Origin of the sequence: Paraburkholderia sp. USG1, assembly GCF_031570135.1 — a bacterium.
Taxonomy (GTDB): domain Bacteria; phylum Pseudomonadota; class Gammaproteobacteria; order Burkholderiales; family Burkholderiaceae; genus Paraburkholderia; species Paraburkholderia dioscoreae.
Map to the genome: position 1 here is coordinate 1 of NZ_JAMWXW010000028.1, position 17,146 is coordinate 17,146.

Here is a 17,146-nt window from a genome sequence, read left to right on the forward strand (position 1 = left end):
CGATCTCCGAGCCTTTTTCCAGTACGCACACGCCAATTTCAGCGCCTTGTTCCGCCGCCAGCTGCTTCAGGCGGATCGCCGCGGACAGCCCGGCCGGGCCGCCGCCGACGATCACGACGTCGTATTCGATTGCTTCGCGGGCGAGTTCATCGTCACCCAGGAATGTCGGGATTGACACAGCACCGATCTCCAATATTTTCTAATTGATGAAACAGCAGAATGCCGCGCTTGGGCGAATTGCTTGAACGCGTCGATCCGCGAAAGTCGCATCGAGTCGACCGGCCGTCAACCAGTCAACCCATAGATGCGATCCCACCTGTCGCCCCACGCAAATCCGGCATGTGCGCCACATTCATCGTCGGCCGCGTTGTCTGCGGGGGGAATACGGACCACGAACCATCGTCATGGCGGAAGAAGAAGATCGACAGTTCACCGGTCGCCCGCCTTGACTCCACACACACGTAACGCCACCGGCTCGCCCGGGAGTGACTGAAAAGCGTGACGCGTGCCCGCATCTGCGAATCTGGTCCGAACCACCTTTCCACAAGACGGCGCAACGACGTTTCCCGGGTATTCACTGCCTCTCCTCCCATACCAACTGACAAGGATGCGAGCCACGACCATCATCCGCCGGAGCCCCAGGATCGCCGACTGAACCACGATCCCGCCCAATGCTTCCAGGGACGACAGTAAGACAACGCTCTCCCAATGCCACCACCCCAGTGGAGTAGAACGCCCGCCTTCAGCGGCAATGCCGGCACTACCAACCGGACATTTCGCGATCCGCGGCAACAAGGTTTTCCCTAGCCTACCTGTTCCGGGTGGTTGCCCACTCACGCCCACCCTTTACCGTGGCGCTACAAAGTCCGCATTCCCGGCAGGAACAGCGATACCCGCCGGCAACAGGACTACAGGAGACAACCTATGACCGCATCCCCTGATTTCCAGGCAAAGTCCGCGTGGACAATGACCTTCCTGCTGACGGGGCTCGCCCTCATCAATTTCCTGGACAAGATCGTGCTCGGACTGGTGGCAGTGCCATTGACCGCTGAGCTGCATCTATCACCAGAGAAATTCGGGCTTGTCGCCGGCAGCTTCTTCTGGCTCTTTTCCATTTCCACCGTCCTGGTGGGATTTCTTTCGAACCGCTTCCAGACTCGCTGGTTATTGCTGGCAATGGGCCTGAGCTGGGCGGCACTCCAGTTGCCGCAAGCAATGGCGACGAGCGCACTAGGGCTTCTCATCTGCCGCGTGATCCTGGGCGCTGCCGAAGGCCCGGCGTTTCCGGTTTCCGTGCATGCGCTGTACAAGTGGTTCCCCGACCGGCAACGCAATCTGCCTGTCGCGATCATCAACCAGGGTGCGGCCTTCGGCATGCTACTCGCCGGTCTGCTGATTCCGCTCGTCACGAGACAGTGGGGATGGCGCATGAACTTTCTGCTGCTCGGCGCGATAGGCGCGGCGTGGAGCGTATTGTGGGCATGTTTCGGGCGAGAAGGAGGACTCGGCAGGCAGCAGGCCGCACCGATCGTGCGAATCCATGTGTCCCGATTGCCCTATCGGAGAATCCTCACGGACCGCTCTGTCCTCTCCGTGTTCGCACTCGGATTCACCGCCTACTGGACGTTGGGTCTGAGCCTGACCTGGATACCCACCTACCTCGAGAAAGGCCTCGGATTCAACGGCGTCGAAGCGGGTCGTTGCTTCGCCGTCGTGGTCGCGACTGCGACGCCGGTCAACGTGGGTCTGAGCTGGCTATCGCAGCGCATGCTCGGGCGCGGCGTATCCACGCGCAAGGCACGCGTCCATCTGATCTGTCTGTCGGCGGTTGCCGGGGCGTTGTTGTATATCACCCTCATGCTGCTTCACTTGCCGCCATTACAGAAAGTAGCGCTACTCGCGATCGCGGGCGCGCTGCCCACTCTGAGCTTTACGCTGGCCCCCGCGCTGCTCGCCGAAATGGTCCCGGACACCCAGCGCGGATCGCTCGTCGCCATCCACACGGCACTCGCAAGTCTTGGCGCCGCATTCGCTCCGGCCGTGATGGGACGGATCGTACAGGTCTATGGCGGCGGCAATAGTCACGCGTACGAACTCGGTTTCACGGTCAGCGCCGTACTGCTCATCGCTGCCTCCGTCGCCGCGCTGCGCTGGCTTCATCCCGATCGCTCGCACAGAACACTCAATCACTTTGCCACGCAAGCCGCAGCTTGATGCGCATCTGGCCAAGTCGGCGCAGATAAGGGCAACAGCCGCTGCGCATGCGCAAATTCCTTCCAATCAACAGAGGCGCCATGATCAGACCTGGTAACAACGCTCAGAGCACAATGATCGCAGCAGAGTACGATTACGTCGTCGTAGGCGCAGGCTCTGCGGGCTGCGCCGTAGCCGCCAGACTGGCGGAAGACCTGTCGGTCACGGTCGCTCTGCTCGAGGCGGGTCCGCATGACCACCACCTGAGCGTATGGGTGCCGATAGGTCTGGCATCTACCGTGCAAAAAGCCGGTCCGCGCAACTATGCGTACTACACGGAACGCCAGCCCGGCCTTGACGGACGCCCTTCATTTCAGCCGCGCGGACGCGGCCTGGGCGGCAGTTCGTCGATCAATGGCATGGTCTACGTTCGCGGACATCGCAACGACTACGACGAATGGGCGGCCCTGGGTTGTACGGGTTGGGGCTATGACGACGTGCTGCCCTACTTCCGCCGCAGCGAATGCAACCAGCGCCACGCCGGACGCACCGACGATCCGTGGCACGGTGGCCACGGCCCGCTGCATGTCAGCGACCTGCGTTCGCCCAACCCGTTCTCTCATCGTTTCGTGAACGCCGCCCTGCAAGCGGGATTGCCGCTTAACTCGGACTTCAACGGCGCGGAGCAGGAAGGCGCCGGCCTTTATCAGGTCACGCAATTCAACGGCGAACGCTGGAATGCCGCGCGTGCCTACCTGCACAACGGCAATGCGAAAGATCCAGACCTGAACGGCGGCCGCCTGAACCTCGATGTTCTTCCGGACGCCCAGGTACTTCGCCTCGTCGTCGAGGACAAATGCGCGCGCGGCGTGCGCGTGGTGCGTGCCGGCATCGAGCAGACGGTGCGGGCCCGGCGCGAAGTCGTGCTCAGTTGCGGCGCCTTCAATTCGCCGCAACTGCTGATGGCTTCGGGCATCGGACCGGCCGGGCATCTGCGCAGCCACGGTATCGATGTCATACAGGATCTGCCCGGGGTCGGCGAAAATCTGCAGGATCACCTCGATGTGATCGTCAACAAACAGGTCAAGTCTAACGACCTCTACGGCTACTCAGCGGGCGGCCTTCTGCGGCTCGCATCCGGCATGTGGCGTTATCGGCGCGACCGCAGCGGCATGGTCAGTTCCAATTTCGCGGAGGCAGGCGCCTTTGTGAAGACCCGCCCCAACCTGGCCGTCCCGGACCTGCAGCTAGCCTTCGTTCTCGCTCTGCTCGGTAATCGCACTGTGGCGAAACGTAGCAAGCTCGGACATGGCTACTCCTGCCATGCTTATATCTTGCGTCCGCAGAGCCGCGGTCATGTGCGTCTGCGTAGCGCGGACATGCGCGACGCACCGTCGATCGATCCGCGCTTTCTGTCAGCAGAGGCCGACATGGACGCGCTGGTCGCCGGCGTCAGAATCGTTCGCCGTATCTTTGCGCAGCCTGCGCTGGCCGAAGCGGGCGGAAAGGAACTGCTGACGGACGATTTCGGACCGGACGATTCGAACGAAGAGGCGATCCGGGCGTTCGTGCGCAGCCACGCCGACAGCGTCTTTCACCCGGTCGGCACGTGCAAGATGGGCATCGACGCAATGGCCGTGGTCGACCCGGGCCTGCGTGTGCACGGCATCGAAGGGCTGCGCGTAGCCGACGCGTCGATCATGCCGACGCTGATCGGCGGCAACACGAATGCGCCCGCCATCATGATCGGCGAAAAAGCCGCCGATCTGATCCGCGCCGACAACCGCGCCGACAACCGATAGCGTGCCGTTCCGTTCGTTAAACCCGCCAGTGACAACAACGCACGAAAAGGATCCGGCATACGCGAATCGCGTCCGCCTGTGAAACCGCCCCCACCGCCGCGAGCCCTATATTCCCCGGCATATGCGGGCCCAGACAAATGGAGACATGACATGCAAGCAACAGAGAGCGCACCCGATTCGACAGTGGTGCGCGCCGATTCCGACGACACCTGGCCGTTCGCCGTCGAACGCTACACGCCGACCATCGGTGCGGAGATTCGCGGCGTCGATCTGCGCGATCCGCTCGACGACGAAACCTACGCTGCACTGCGCCGCGCACTATTGAAGTTCAAGGTGCTGTTCTTCCGCGACCAGGACATCACGCCGGCGCAGCACGTCGCGATGGCGAAGCGATTCGGTGAACTGGAGATCCATCCCGCGTTTCCCCATCATCCCGAGCACCCGGAACTGGTGATACTCGGCCGTAACGATACAAAGCGCGGCCGCGAAAACCTGTACCACTCTGACGTATCGTGGCGCGAGATTCCGTCGATGGGCTCCATGTTGCGATGCGTGCAATGCCCGGAGGTCGGCGGCGACACCATGTGGATCAACATGGTAGCGGCCTATGACAATCTGCCCGACGACGTGAAGACAAGAATCGCCGGCCTCAATGCGGTCCACGACGTCCTCCCGCTATTCGGTATTGCGGTGCCCAAGGAGCAGCACGCGGCAATGCGCGCGAAGTTTCCGCCCGTCGAGCATCCGGTTGTGCGAGTCCACCCCGAAACCGGCGAGAAGATCCTCTACGTCAACGAGGCGTTCACCACTCATCTGTCGAACTACGGCCAGTTGACCGCCAGGGAATATCGCGTCGGCTTCGACTACAAGCTCGCCGAAATAGATCTGCTGCAGTATCTGTTCCGCCAGGCCCAGGCGCCGGAATATCAGGTGCGTCTCAAGTGGCGTCCGAACACGATCGCCTTCTGGGACAACCGCTCGTGTCAGCACTACGCGGTCCAGGACTATTTCCCGGCACCGCGTCACATGATGCGTGCGACGGTGATCGGCGATCATCCGGTCGCAGCGTGAGTTCGATGCGCCCCGAAGAACCTGAGGAAACGCAATGAAAACGTTGAACACCTTCTACATCGGCGGCCAATGGGTCGAGCCGTCTGCCGGCGGCACGCAGACGGATATCGTCAATCCGGCCACCGAAACGCTGACCGGACACCTCGCAATGGGAACGGCGCAAGATGCGGATCGTGCCGTCGCCGCGGCGCGATCCGCCTTTCCGGCCTGGTCGGAATCGAGCCGCGCCGAACGGGTCGCGCTGCTCGAGCGGATCGTCGAATGCTATCGCGCACGGCTCGACGACATCGCCGAGGCGGTCCGCATCGAGATCGGTGCGCCCATCACGCTGTGCAGGCATCTGCAGGCCGCAATCGGCCTCTCGCAACTCGAAGCCGCACTGGAAACGCTGCGCCATTTCGAGTTCGAGACTCATCACGAAAAGAGCTATGTGCGCCGCGAAGCGGTGGGCGTCGCGGCACTGATCACGCCGTGGAACTGGCCGTTGAATCAGATCGCCGCCAAAGTCGCGCCGGCCATCGCCGCCGGTTGCACCGTCGTGCTGAAGCCTTCCGAAATCGCTCCGCTGGACGCTGTCATCTTCGCGGAAATCATGCACGCAGCGGGAACGCCGCCCGGCGTATTCAACATGATCTTCGGTGAGGGACGTGTGGTCGGCGCGCGGCTGTCGTCGCATGCCGACGTCGATATGGTATCGATTACCGGCTCGACACGCGCCGGCGTCGAAGTGGCCGTGAGCGCCGCGCTCACGGTCAAGCGCGTAGCCCAGGAACTCGGCGGCAAGTCACCCCTGCTGATTCTCGACGACGCCGATTTGCAACAGGCAGTGACAAGCGGCGTGATGCAGTGCATGGTCAATTCCGGACAGACCTGTGTCGCACCGACCCGCATGCTGGTGCCGCGCGAACGATACGACAACGCCATTGCGATTGCTGCGGAGGTGGCCAATGGGATCGTCGTCGGCGATCCAGCGGACCCGGCCACCAGGATGGGCCCGATCTCGAACCGCGCGCAATACGAGAAAGTCCAGCACATGATCCGGACCGGTATCGAGGAAGGCGCTCGCGTGATTGCCGGCGGTCCCGGCAAGCCGGAAGGATTTGCACAGGGCTTTTACGCGCGCCCAACCGTCTTCGCGGATGTCAGCAACGGCATGAAGATCGCCCGCGAGGAAATTTTCGGACCGGTGCTCGTGATGATTCCGTACGACGGCGAGGAACACGCCATTGCGATCGCCAACGACACGGAATACGGTCTTGCGGGCTATATCGCCACCAGTAATCCCGACCGGGCGCGCCGCGTGGCTGCGCGCCTGCGCGTGGGATCGGTGCGAATCAATGGCGCGATGCTCGACATTACGGTTCCCTTCGGCGGCTACAAGACATCCGGGAACGGGCGGGAGTATGGCCGGGAAGGGTTGGCCGAATTTCTCGAGTGCAAATCGGTGACGGGCTAGGAATCTGTGCAAAGGGCCTGCTCATCATCATGAGCAGGCCCCGGGGTCATTGCGGGAAAGCTTGAGATGCTTTTACAACGTGGATAACGTCACGGCGTTCGTCACCGACTTTACGCCTTCCACGCCTTCAGCGGCCTGAGTCGCCAGAGCGACCTGCGCCTGTTCTGGCACGGTTCCTTCCAGTATCACCACGCCGTTGTGCGCTCGCACCGTAATCGTGGCGGCCCTCAGCCCTTTCGTTTTGCTCAGCGCGCGAACCACGCTCTTCTGAAGCGCATGATCAGCGGCCTTGATGGCTTTCACGTCCGATGCATACGAGCGGCCTGATGCAGGGACCGCATCGCTGCCCTGCGCCTGCGCGTTAACCGACGCCAGAACGAGCAGCACCCCACCCACCCGTGTGAATACCTTGTTTTGATTCATCGATGTTTTCCTGTTGTTGTATCGGAACGTCGAAAACAGATACGACAGCGCTCCCGAACGACGCCGCCAGGCGGCGTCTGTCCCGAACGCGTACCGTAGTTAGAAACGATGCGTCATGCCGAGCACCGCAAGAATCTGCTTCGAACCGGTGGCCACGCCCGTGACGCCAGGCCAGCTCATGTTCGCCGTGCCGTTGTTCTTCAGGTAGCCCGCGCGCATGTAAAGACTCGTACGCTTGGAGAGGCTGTGGTCGACGCCGACTTCGATACCCGGCGTATTGTCGTGGACCCCACGCACGTCCCGTTCAATGGCGGCGATTTCGATCACGTCCGCTGGCGTGGCCTGGATCGTCGCACCCAGTTCGATAATGCTGTACGAGTGAACCAGCGAAGCAAGCGGCAACCTGACGGCCGGCGTGACGGTGACCATCGCACCTGCCGGCGCATCCTTTGGCCGGTTATACGAATAGTTGAACTGGAAGTTCACGATGCCCACCCGGTATGCCAGCGCGCCGGTGAAGTGCTCCGTGCCCATCAGGTCGAATGTGGTGAGCAGCGTCGGGGCACTGGGCACCAGCGGCGCGCTCTCCTGCGATCCGTGTTGATATTGATAACCGACACCGGCGTAAAAACCATAGCCGGAATAACTCGCAGCCAGGTCGACCATCGCGCCGGACCGAACCGGCACGGGTTGCGTCACCGTGGTCGGCATCCCGTACATGGCGTAGACATGCACGCCTCTCATGTCGGGCGACGTGTAGAAGATCGAATTGCTGGTGCGTCCGGACACGTACTGCGTTGCGAGCGTGGAGCGATCGGTTGCGCTGGCGAGGTCGGCCGCTGCCAGCGGCGACATCACCTCGTTGCCGCGGAACGGATCGGTGAAGTAGACGGCCCAGAAGCTCGGCTGATACTGACGGCCGAAGCTCAACTGGCCATAGGAATCGTGCTTGAGTCCCACCCACGACTGCCGGTAGAACATCGCCGAGCTGTCGGCAAAAAACGCTCCGTTGTTGATGTTGAAGCCGGTTTCGACGTCGAACACAGCCTTCAGCCCGTTACCGAGGTCTTCGCTCCCCTTCAGGCCGAACAGGGAACCGGTTGAGCCGCCGCTTCGTTCGGAATACGAATGTTTTCCGCCATTATCCAGGTACTGGACGAACACGTCCGCTACCCCGTACAGCGTCACGCTCGATTGAGCCGCCGCTCCTCCGGCGGCGAGAATCAATGTTGCCCCGCAAATACTCTGACTCATGAAACGCATGCATGTCTCCTCTTTGTGTTTGCCGTGTCCGACGGACACAGGTAAATCAACTCATGCATATGTCCGCCGGGACGACGGCCGGCAATAGTCCGGTCGGTCGTTGCGAGCCCATATTGCAGGGACGTCCGGGCAGATCACCTACCCAAACGGAGGGGGGACGGGAATACCCCGAGCGATGAAAGGAGGTAGCGATACACATCGAACCTTCCCCCCCGACGCAGGGGGCGGCTGGGATTCGGCGTTCAAATAGGCTCTGTGATATCGATCACCCAGGGCCGACACGAGCCTCGCGCAGACACATGCAATGCCCTGTTTCAACGAGAGCCCGGCCTGATCCGTCTTCCATCAATCAAATGATTGCTTCAGCAAGCGAGATATCCATGTCTGCCATCCCATCGGATCGTTCAACGCGGCGGGTCGTGCATACCCGGCGTATCGAGTGCATCGGCTTCGAACGAAGCGACGGCCTGTTCGACATCGAAGGCCACATCCGCGATACGAAGGCCGAAGATTCAGACCTGCTCTTCAAGACCGTGCCGGCCGGCTCGCCGATTCACGACATGCGCATCGTGGTCACGATCGATTCAAACCTCCTGATCCATCGCATCGAGGCTCATACGGACTCCTCGCCGAGCCGCTTTTGCACGGAAATCAACGAGGCGTATGCCCGTCTCGAAGGCGTGACCATCGGCGCGGGGTTCATGAAAGAGGTCAAGAGCCGCCTTTCCGGTCCGAAAGGCTGCACGCATCTGACCGAACTGCTCGGCCCCATTGCCACGACGGCGATCCAGACATTGATGGGGTGGCGCAAGGCAGCGCCCGCCACGAGCGAGTCCGCAGACGCGGCAGGCAGCGCTCAGGCTCATCCAATGGTCGACACCTGTTACGCATGGCGCGCGGGCGGCGACGTCGTGCAATTCGTGTCGCGGCGCAAACAGGAACCGGCGCGAGGCGACGCGCTCGCTGCCGAGGCGACGCGGCCGCCAGACCGTTGATGATCCGGGAAGACACTCCCCCGCTGAACGTGAAAACGCTACCTGCGCTGCGCTACAATATGCCGGTTATCATTTCGTCCTTTGGCCCACGCCGACCAGGCGCGAAGCCGGGGCGCGCAAGGCGCAGGTCACGATGCCGCAGAATTCCCCTCCCGTGGACCCACGCCGCTCCCAACGCGGCGCCGCGGAATCCCGAGCCGATCCCCGATTGATTCCGCCGCGCGATACCGCCCGCGTCGTCGCACGAGAACGTCTGCTGACCCAGCTACTCGACTCCCGGCGCAACCGTTGCGTCGTCCTCCAGGGCCCCGCCGGCTGCGGCAAGACGAGCCTGCTGATCGCGTGGCGCGAGGCCTTGCTTTCGCTCGGTTTCGATATCGCCTGGCTGACACTCGCGCCGGAAGACAACGAACTCGCGCACTTTCTCGACTACCTCGTCGCCAGCCTCGCCCAGGTCGACCCGGCGATGTGCCATGAAGCGGCCTTGCTAGGCGGCCGCGGCATGGACGACGAAGCGGTCGAACGCACGATCATCGCCCTTGTACGCGGCATTGCTACCCATTCGAACGATGTCGTGCTGGTGCTGGACGACCTGCATCACGTTGCCAATGCCCGCAATCACGAAGCATTGCAATGGCTGCTCGACTACGCGCCGGCGAATCTCCATCTCGTGCTCGTCTCGCGTGGCACGGTGCCCCTGTCGCTCGGACGTCCACGCGACCAGGGCCTCGTGCTGGAACTGGACATACGCGACCTGCGTTTCACGGCCGCCGAATCCGACGCCTTCCTCAGGGCGCAGTTGGGCGAGATCGGCCAGCGCGAAGCACGTCACATGCACGAGCTGACTGACGGCTGGGTGGCGGGACTGCAACTCTTCGCGATGCGTCTGAAAAGAAAGAGGCAAGGCACAACGGACCTCGCGCAGTCCGACCCGCTCGCGAACGCCCAACTTCTGGACGCTCGCGGGTTTGCGGCGTATTTCGAACGCGAAGTGTTGTCGCGCCTCGCGCCTTCCGAGGTGGAAATGCTGGTCAGGATGGCGAGCTGCGCGCGGGTATGCGCGCCGCTGTGCATCGCGTTGATCGGCGACGGGCAATCGCCTGCCGAAGTACGCGCGCTGCTCACAAGACTGGAAAACGACAATCTGTTCATCGCGCCGATCGAGAGTTCCGGTAGCGAGACGTGGTATCGGTTGAACCCGCTCTTTCGCGAGACGCTGCTCGAGCGTTTTCGGGCACGCAGCGAACTGCATCAGCGCGAGGTGCATCTGGCGGCGTGGCTCTGGTTTCGCGACCACCGCCAGCACGACGACGCCGTGCGGCACGCCTTACTCGCGGGCGAGCCTGCGGCAGCCGCCGATCTAGTGCTGCGCGTTGCCCGGACCATGCAGATCGAGGGCGATCTGCGCAAGCTGGTCGGGCTGATACGTCTGCTCCCGCTCGCCGAAGTGCAAGCCCGCATCGGACTGCGCTTGTGGATGTTGCATCTGCAACTGTATGCGCGCGAATTCGACGCCTGCGCCGCGGCTATCGCGCGCCTGCACGCCGACATCCCCGAAGGCGATACGCATTCGCGCTATCGGCTCATCCTGTTGCAGGCGGCCCTCGCCGTCCAGCGCGACGATACGGACGAAGCGATATCGGTGTTGCCGCACCTGCGGCAAATCCCCGCGCACGCCGACAGCCTCGCCGTGGGCGGGCGCAACAACCTGCTGTCATGGATTCACATGCGCCGCGGTGAATACGATGAAGCGCGGCGCGTTCAGAGCGAGGCGCCGCAACTTCTCGTGGATGGCGTACCGCTCATGGGCACTTCGGCCGGCATGCTGAACGGCCGCTGCATTGCAGGTTTCAGCTATGCATTGGAGGGCAAGTTCATTCAGGTGGAGCGCATCAGCCGCGACGTTCTGTTCGAGGCGGATCAACGCGGCAGCGCCGCCGCCGAAGCCGCATGTTTCGCGGCGGCACTCCTCGGCGAAGTGCTGTACGAATTCAACGAACTGGAGGCGGCCCGCAAACTTCTGGAGGATCGCGTCGACGTGCTCGAACGCGTGTCCATTCCGGACTCCGTATTGCGTGTCCTGACTGTGCTGTCAGCGGTCCATTGGGCAGAGGGACACCACCTCGATGCGTTCGCCTATCTCGAACGCCTCGAAGAATACGCGACGCAATACGGTTTGCCTCGGCTCATCGCCCATAGCGTGACCGAGCAGATTCATCGGCATCTGCTGAGCGGTCAGTTCGATGCGGCGGAGGCCGGCCTCGCCCGGCTCGACATGATCGCGGCGCGTGCGGCGGGCACCGTGACGGACGCTGCGACCGGCACCTCGGCGGAAATCCACGCCATGACGGAGAGCTCGCACATCAACTGGAGCATCGCCCACGAAGATTTCGAGGGCGCCGCAGGCCGTCTTCAGGCGCTGATCCCATTCTGCGAGGCGCGCGGCTGGCAACGGCACATCGCGCACTTCCAGATGCAAGCTGCCGTGGTCGATGCGCGCCGCGGCCGGGCCGACGCCGCGCGCGAAGCCGTGCTCGCCGCGTTGCGCCGAGGTCACCGGCTGGGCCTCGTGCGCAGCCTGCTCGACGCCGATCCCGGCGCGCTGGATCTTATTACCGCAGTGGTGCAAGGCGAAGCGCACGATCCGGTTTTGTCCTTCTATGTGAGCCGGCTGAACGCGGCGCAGAAGGCCGCTTCGTCCAGCGGAGCGGAGCCGGCCGTCAAACCCGCCAACCGAAGCGCGCCGCCCGCTGCCGCCGAAACGTTGAGCGAGCGCGAGGCCCGGGTCGTCGGCCTGCTTGCGCAAGCGTTGCCGAACAAGAAGATTGCACGCACGCTCGGCATTTCGCCTGAGACCGTCAAGTGGCATCTGAAGAACATCTACGGCAAGCTCAGCGTGACGAGCCGCGACGAGGCGGTGGCACGCGTACGCGATCTCGAACTGGGCTCGGCCTCCGTTGCCGGCGAAGAGACGGACTGACGCACCCCACGTCTTCGCGTGCTCGGCACGGGTGGTTCCTCACCGTTCTGCTCCATCCCTCCTCGCTACCCACCTCGGGTGGTTCGCTCCTGGCCACGAGCCACTATCCTATAAGTCAAGGGGTCGCGCAGCCGTTCACGGCAGGCGCGCCTCACACAACCAACGCCGGTGCGCGCCGTCGCGCGCGCTGAAGCTCAGGAGACAAGCGTAATGACTACGCTCATGGCTAGTGAATACACCGCAGCCCCTTACCGTCCCGTACGCTTTCCGGAACGGCGCCCGCTCGTCGAACGCCGCCCCGACGGCACGTTGATGCTGAGCTCCGCCAGTCCGCCGCCCGACATCGCGCAGAACAGCTTCGCGGCGTTCGTCCCCGAATGGGCCGAGCGCCGCGGCGATAGTCTGGCATTCTGCGAACGCGACAGCAGCGGTGCCTGGCGCACGATCAGCTGGCGCGAACTGTGGCATCAGTTGCAAACGGTGGCTGCCTGCTTGCTGGAGATGGGCCTCGGCCAGCAGCGCCCGCTAGTCCTGCTCTCGGGCAATTCGATCGAACAGGCGGTACTTCTGCTCGCAGCCGAGTATGTAGGGATTCCTGCCGCACCGGTTTCGCCGGCCTACTCCACGCTCAGCAAAAATTTCGCACGCCTGAAAGGCGTGCTCGAACTGGTGCCGCCTGCGGCCGTGTTCGTGCAGGATGCGGCAGCATTCGAACGCGCGCTCGCAATCGACGAATTGGCGGCAACGCCTGTCATCGCCGCACGCAACGTCCAACTCTCCCAACACGCATGGGCCGACCTGCTTGCCGCCGACATGACCCCAGCGCGCGCCGCCGCCGTTGCCGCGGCGCATGCCGCCATCCGCAAGAGCGATACCGTCCGCGTCCTCTTCACGTCGGGCTCGACCGGAACGCCGAAAGGCGTGCCGCTTGCTTATAGCAACCTCAGGGCAGTCGCCGCCTATTACGCCGACAATCTCGGCTGGCTGCGGGAATCGCAGCCGGTGTTTCTCGACTGGCTGCCGTGGCATCACGGCCTCGGCGGCGTCCTGAACATCGGGCGCTCCGTACAATTCGGCGCGACTCACTATATCGATGACGGCCGCCCGCTGCCCGGTCTGATCGAGCGCACCGTTCGCAACCTGCGTGAAGTGTCGCCTACGGTTTTCACCAGCGTTCCGTCCGCATGGGCCGTGCTGGCAGGCGAACTCGAACGCGACCCCGTGCTCGCCCGCAGCCTGTTCGCCAATGTGCAGTATTTCGGCTACGGCGGCGCAAGTTTGCCGACAGACGTGTGGCACCGTATCCAGCGTGTGGCGGTGGAGACGATCGGCAAACGCATCGTCTTCTCGACGGGCCTCGCCTGCACCGAGACGAGCGGCATGGGCACCTATTGCGGCTGGCCCGCAACGGATCTCGGCAACATCGGCGGCCCGGTGCCGGGCTCCGAAGTGAAGCTCCTGCCGCTCGAAGGCGGCGACGGCCGCTACGAAATCCGCATGCGCGGCGCGAATGTGTTTGCCGGCTACATCGGCAATGCAGTGCTCACCGCCGCCGCTTTCGACGAGGAAGGCTACTTCCGCCTGGGCGATGCCGTGCGCCTCGCGAATCCGGAAGACCCGGCCGAGGGCCTGCTCTTCGCCGGGCGGGTGGTCGAAGACTTCAAGCTGACGAACGGCACCTGGGTGCGAACCGGCGCGGTCCGGCTCGGCTTGCTCGACCTGTGCGCCCCGCTCATCTCAGACGCGGTGATCTGCGGCCACGACCACGAATTTCTCGCGGCGCTCGCCTGGCCGAACGTGGCTGCCTGCCGGCGCCTCGCACCCGAACTCGCCGAGCTCGAAGCGGCGGCGCTGGTCGAGCATCCGGTCGTGGTCGCCGCGCTGCGCGAACGTCTCGCCGGCCACCAGGGCGGCGGCGCCAGCCGGACGATCGAACGCGTGATGCTGATGGCCGAGCCTCCTTCGATCGACGCCAATGAAATCGCCGAAAAAGGCTACGTGAATCAGGCCGTGACCCGCGCGCGCCGCGCCCATCTGATCGAACAGCTCTACCATCCAGAACCTGCGGTGCATATCGCCCGCGCGCGATAACACCGTCCGCCGACCTTATGCCGATCTCATTCTCAGGAATTTAGTGATGCAAATTACCCGTACCGTTTTTCGTGACGATCATGAAATGCTGCGCACCACGGTGCGTCGCTTCCTGGAGCGGGAGTGCGCTCCCAGACAGGTCGAATGGGACAAGGCCGGCCGCGTCGACCGCGATACATGGTTAAAGGCGGGCCGCGAGGGTTTGCTGTGCCTCACGTTGCCGACGGAATACGGCGGTGGCGGCGGCGACTTCGGCCACGCGGCGATTCTCAACGAGGAAGTGAATCGCGCCGGCCTGAGCGGTCTCGGCTTCGGCGTGCACTCGGACATCATCGCCCCATACATCGCTCGCATCGGCAATGAGGAGCAGAAGCAGAAGTGGCTGCCGAAGACGTGTACCGGCGAAGCAATCCTCGCGATCGGCATGACCGAGCCCGGCACCGGCAGCGATCTGAAGGCGATACGCACCACCGCCTTGCGCGACGGCGACGAGTACGTGATCAACGGCAGCAAGACCTTCATCAGCAACGGCCTGAACGCCGATCTGATCATCCTGGTCTGCAAGACCGATCCCAGCGCAGGCTCCAGGGGCGTCAGCCTGATCGTCGTCGAGGCGACCCGCGAGGGGTTCCGCCGTGGCCGCAAGCTCGACAAGGTCGGCATGCACTCGCAGGACACTGCCGAGCTGTTCTTCGACAACGTGCGCGTTCCCGTGAGCAATCGTCTCGGCGAAGAGGGCAAGGGCTTCGCTTACCTGATGGGCGAACTGCCGCAGGAGCGGCTCTCGATTGCGATCGGCGCCGCCGCAAAACTCGAAGCCTGCCTCGAGCACACGATCAACTACGTCAAGGACCGCAGAGCCTTCAATCAGACCGTGTGGGACTTCCAGAACACGAAGTTCAAGCTGGCCGACATCAAGGCGCAGGCAACCGCCGTGCGCGTGCTGGTCGACCACTACCTCGCCGAGCACGTGCGCCGGCGTCTCACTCTGGAAGAAGCGGCGATCGCCAAGCTGTTCGCGACCGAATCGCTCGGCAAGGCACTCGACGACATGGTGCAACTGCACGGCGGCTACGGCTACATGCTGGAGTACCCGGTGGCCCGAGCGTTCGCCGACGCACGCGTCAACCGTATATATGGCGGCACGAGCGAGGTCATGCGCGACCTCATCTCCCGCAAGCTGTAATTCGAACATTCCATTTCCAAGGAGCAGTGATATGACTCGTAACGTGTTCGTCGCCGGCGTCGGCATGATTCCGTTCAAAAAGCCCGGAACCAGCGACCCCTACGACGTGATGGGCGCGGGCGCCGTGCGCGAAGCACTGGCCGATGCCGGAATCGATTACGCGGACGTGCAGCAGGCCTACGCCGGCTATGTGTATGGCGATTCGACCTGTGGTCAGAAAGCGCTCTATCACGTCGGCATGACCGGCATTCCTGTCATCAACGTGAACAACAACTGCGCGACGGGTTCGTCGGCCTTGTTCCTTGCGCGTCAGGCCGTGCAAAGCGGCGCGGTCGATTGCGCGCTCGCGGTGGGTTTCGAATTCATGCAGCCGGGCGCGCTGTCGTCGAAGTGGAGCGATCGTGCGCCAGCGCTCGAACGCGCGCTGAATCTGGTCAACGAACTGGTGGACCGCACCGACCTGCCGGGCGCGATTCGCCAGTTCAGCGGCGCTGGCCGCGCCCACATGGAAAAGTACGGCACGAAGCTCGAAACGTTCGCGAAGATTCGCGCGAAGGCCAGCCAGCATGCCGCGCGCAATCCCCTCGCCGTGTTCCGCACTGTCGTGACGCCGGAAGAGGTGCTGGCGTCGCCAATGATCTGGGAAGGCGTGCTCACGCGTCTGATGGCCTGCCCGCCGACCTGCGGCGCAGCCGCGGCAATCGTGGTGTCGGAGGAATTCGCCCGCAAGCGCGGCTTGCGCACGGATGTGCTGATCGCCGGCCAGTCGTTGACCACCGACCAGCCCAGCACCTACGACACGCGCGACATGATCCGCGTGGTCGGCTTCGACATGACGCGGGCGGGCGCGAAGCTCGCTTACGAGCAGGCCGGCGTCGGACCGGAAGACATCGACGTGATCGAGCTGCACGACTGCTTCGCGCAGAACGAACTCCTGACCTACGAAGGTCTGGGTCTGTGCGCGGAAGGCGAAGCTGAAAAGCTCGTCAACGACGGCGACAACACGTATGGCGGCAAATGGGTCGTCAACCCGTCGGGCGGCTTGCTGTCGAAGGGGCATCCGTTGGGCGCCACCGGTCTCGCGCAGTGCTACGAACTGACGCATCAATTGCGCGGCACTGCCGAGCAACGCCAGGTGGAAGGCGCGAAGGTCGCGCTTGCTCACAATCTGGGACTCGGCGGAGCGTGCGTCACGACCGTCTACAAGGCCGCCTGATGCGCCGCTTCCCACGGAGTGCCCGACATGATCGATAAAAAACACATCGGCAAAGTGATTCCCGCGTTTCGCACCGTGGCCGAAGCGGGTCGGTTGCGATTCTTCGCCAAGGCAACCGGCGAAACCAACCCGGTCTACTTCGACGAATCCGCGGCCCGCGACGCGGGCCACCCGAATCTGCCCTTGCCGCCCACCTTTCTGTTCTCACTCGAACTGGAGCAGCCGGACAAAAGCTGGCGCGACGAGATCGGCATTCAGGTCGCGCGCATTCTGCACGGTGAACAGTCATTCACCTATCACCGGATGGCCTACGCCGGCGACGTGCTGCTGTTCGAATGCCGCATCGCCGACATTTACGACAAGAAAGGCGGCGCACTCGATTTCGTGGTGCGCGAGACACGCGTGACCAACCAGAAAGGCGAGCATGTGGCCGACATGCGCAGCGTGCTGGTACACCGCAACGGCTGAGA

At 63.3% G+C, this 17,146-nt stretch carries 13 protein-coding genes; 10 read left to right on the top strand and 3 right to left on the bottom strand.

What is annotated here, in order from left to right; all coding sequences use genetic code 11:
* The coding region (locus NE850_RS29485; RefSeq protein ID WP_310699785.1) for an FAD-dependent oxidoreductase at nt 1-172 on the bottom strand (172 nt) is incomplete at its 3' end.
* 752 nt (nt 173-924) lie between these two features.
* On the opposite strand from NE850_RS29485, the gene NE850_RS29495 reads away from it, so the two are divergent.
* The 4 genes from NE850_RS29495 to NE850_RS29510 all read left to right on the top strand — a co-directional run bounded on the left by NE850_RS29495 (nt 925) and on the right by NE850_RS29510 (nt 6,522).
* The gene (locus NE850_RS29495) at nt 925-2,214 is read left to right on the top strand and encodes an MFS transporter (protein ID WP_165187674.1); all 1,290 of its coding nucleotides are present in this window, start codon (nt 925-927) and stop codon (nt 2,212-2,214) included.
* 80 nt (nt 2,215-2,294) lie between these two features.
* Nucleotides 2,295-3,995 carry a GMC family oxidoreductase gene (locus NE850_RS29500; protein WP_165187672.1) on the top strand — a complete coding sequence of 567 codons (1,701 nt, stop codon included), beginning with the start codon at nt 2,295-2,297 and terminating at the stop codon, nt 3,993-3,995.
* 150 nt (nt 3,996-4,145) lie between these two features.
* Nucleotides 4,146-5,066, top strand: coding sequence for a TauD/TfdA family dioxygenase (locus tag NE850_RS29505; RefSeq protein WP_007178939.1), 921 nt, complete (start codon nt 4,146-4,148; stop codon nt 5,064-5,066).
* 34 nt (nt 5,067-5,100) lie between these two features.
* Nucleotides 5,101-6,522, top strand: coding sequence for an aldehyde dehydrogenase family protein (locus tag NE850_RS29510; protein ID WP_007178938.1), 1,422 nt, complete (start codon nt 5,101-5,103; stop codon nt 6,520-6,522).
* Between the two features lie 72 nt (nt 6,523-6,594).
* Here NE850_RS29510 and NE850_RS29515 read toward each other — a convergent pair whose 3' ends face one another.
* Nucleotides 6,595-6,945 carry a BON domain-containing protein gene (locus tag NE850_RS29515; RefSeq protein WP_007178937.1) on the bottom strand — a complete coding sequence of 117 codons (351 nt, stop codon included), beginning with the start codon at nt 6,943-6,945 and terminating at the stop codon, nt 6,595-6,597.
* Nucleotides 6,946-7,044: 99 nt separating this feature from the next.
* Nucleotides 7,045-8,208, bottom strand: coding sequence for a porin (locus NE850_RS29520; protein ID WP_007178936.1), 1,164 nt, complete (start codon nt 8,206-8,208; stop codon nt 7,045-7,047).
* Nucleotides 8,209-8,588: 380 nt separating this feature from the next.
* Here NE850_RS29520 and NE850_RS29525 point away from each other — a divergent pair, with 380 nt between their 5' ends.
* From NE850_RS29525 to NE850_RS29550, 6 genes are all read left to right on the top strand, one after another.
* Complete coding sequence (locus NE850_RS29525; protein ID WP_007178935.1) at nt 8,589-9,203, top strand: DUF2889 domain-containing protein; 615 nt, start codon at nt 8,589-8,591, stop codon at nt 9,201-9,203.
* Nucleotides 9,204-9,336: 133 nt separating this feature from the next.
* Complete coding sequence (locus tag NE850_RS29530) at nt 9,337-12,183, top strand: LuxR C-terminal-related transcriptional regulator (RefSeq protein WP_007178934.1); 2,847 nt, start codon at nt 9,337-9,339, stop codon at nt 12,181-12,183.
* Nucleotides 12,184-12,393: 210 nt separating this feature from the next.
* Entirely contained in the window at nt 12,394-14,274 is a 1,881-nt protein-coding gene (locus tag NE850_RS29535; RefSeq protein WP_007178933.1) for a feruloyl-CoA synthase, read from the top strand.
* A 46-nt stretch (nt 14,275-14,320) separates the two neighbouring features.
* Complete coding sequence (locus NE850_RS29540; protein WP_007178932.1) at nt 14,321-15,460, top strand: acyl-CoA dehydrogenase family protein; 1,140 nt, start codon at nt 14,321-14,323, stop codon at nt 15,458-15,460.
* Nucleotides 15,461-15,491: 31 nt separating this feature from the next.
* Nucleotides 15,492-16,676, top strand: a complete 1,185-nt coding sequence (locus NE850_RS29545; protein WP_007178931.1) for a lipid-transfer protein — start codon at nt 15,492-15,494, stop codon at nt 16,674-16,676.
* 27 nt (nt 16,677-16,703) lie between these two features.
* Entirely contained in the window at nt 16,704-17,144 is a 441-nt protein-coding gene (locus NE850_RS29550) for a MaoC family dehydratase N-terminal domain-containing protein (RefSeq protein WP_007178930.1), read from the top strand.
* Nucleotides 17,145-17,146 lie beyond the last annotated feature (2 nt).

Coding starts and splice junctions, on each gene's coding strand:
- NE850_RS29525 (WP_007178935.1), top strand. CDS start 8,589: ATGTCTGCCATCCCATCGGATCGTTCAACGCGGCGGGTCGTGCATACC.
- NE850_RS29515 (WP_007178937.1), bottom strand. CDS start 6,945: ATGAATCAAAACAAGGTATTCACACGGGTGGGTGGGGTGCTGCTCGTT.
- NE850_RS29520 (WP_007178936.1), bottom strand. CDS start 8,208: ATGCGTTTCATGAGTCAGAGTATTTGCGGGGCAACATTGATTCTCGCC.
- NE850_RS29545 (WP_007178931.1), top strand. CDS start 15,492: ATGACTCGTAACGTGTTCGTCGCCGGCGTCGGCATGATTCCGTTCAAA.
- NE850_RS29500 (WP_165187672.1), top strand. CDS start 2,295: ATGATCAGACCTGGTAACAACGCTCAGAGCACAATGATCGCAGCAGAG.
- NE850_RS29505 (WP_007178939.1), top strand. CDS start 4,146: ATGCAAGCAACAGAGAGCGCACCCGATTCGACAGTGGTGCGCGCCGAT.
- NE850_RS29535 (WP_007178933.1), top strand. CDS start 12,394: ATGACTACGCTCATGGCTAGTGAATACACCGCAGCCCCTTACCGTCCC.
- NE850_RS29550 (WP_007178930.1), top strand. CDS start 16,704: ATGATCGATAAAAAACACATCGGCAAAGTGATTCCCGCGTTTCGCACC.
- NE850_RS29510 (WP_007178938.1), top strand. CDS start 5,101: ATGAAAACGTTGAACACCTTCTACATCGGCGGCCAATGGGTCGAGCCG.
- NE850_RS29540 (WP_007178932.1), top strand. CDS start 14,321: ATGCAAATTACCCGTACCGTTTTTCGTGACGATCATGAAATGCTGCGC.
- NE850_RS29495 (WP_165187674.1), top strand. CDS start 925: ATGACCGCATCCCCTGATTTCCAGGCAAAGTCCGCGTGGACAATGACC.
- NE850_RS29530 (WP_007178934.1), top strand. CDS start 9,337: ATGCCGCAGAATTCCCCTCCCGTGGACCCACGCCGCTCCCAACGCGGC.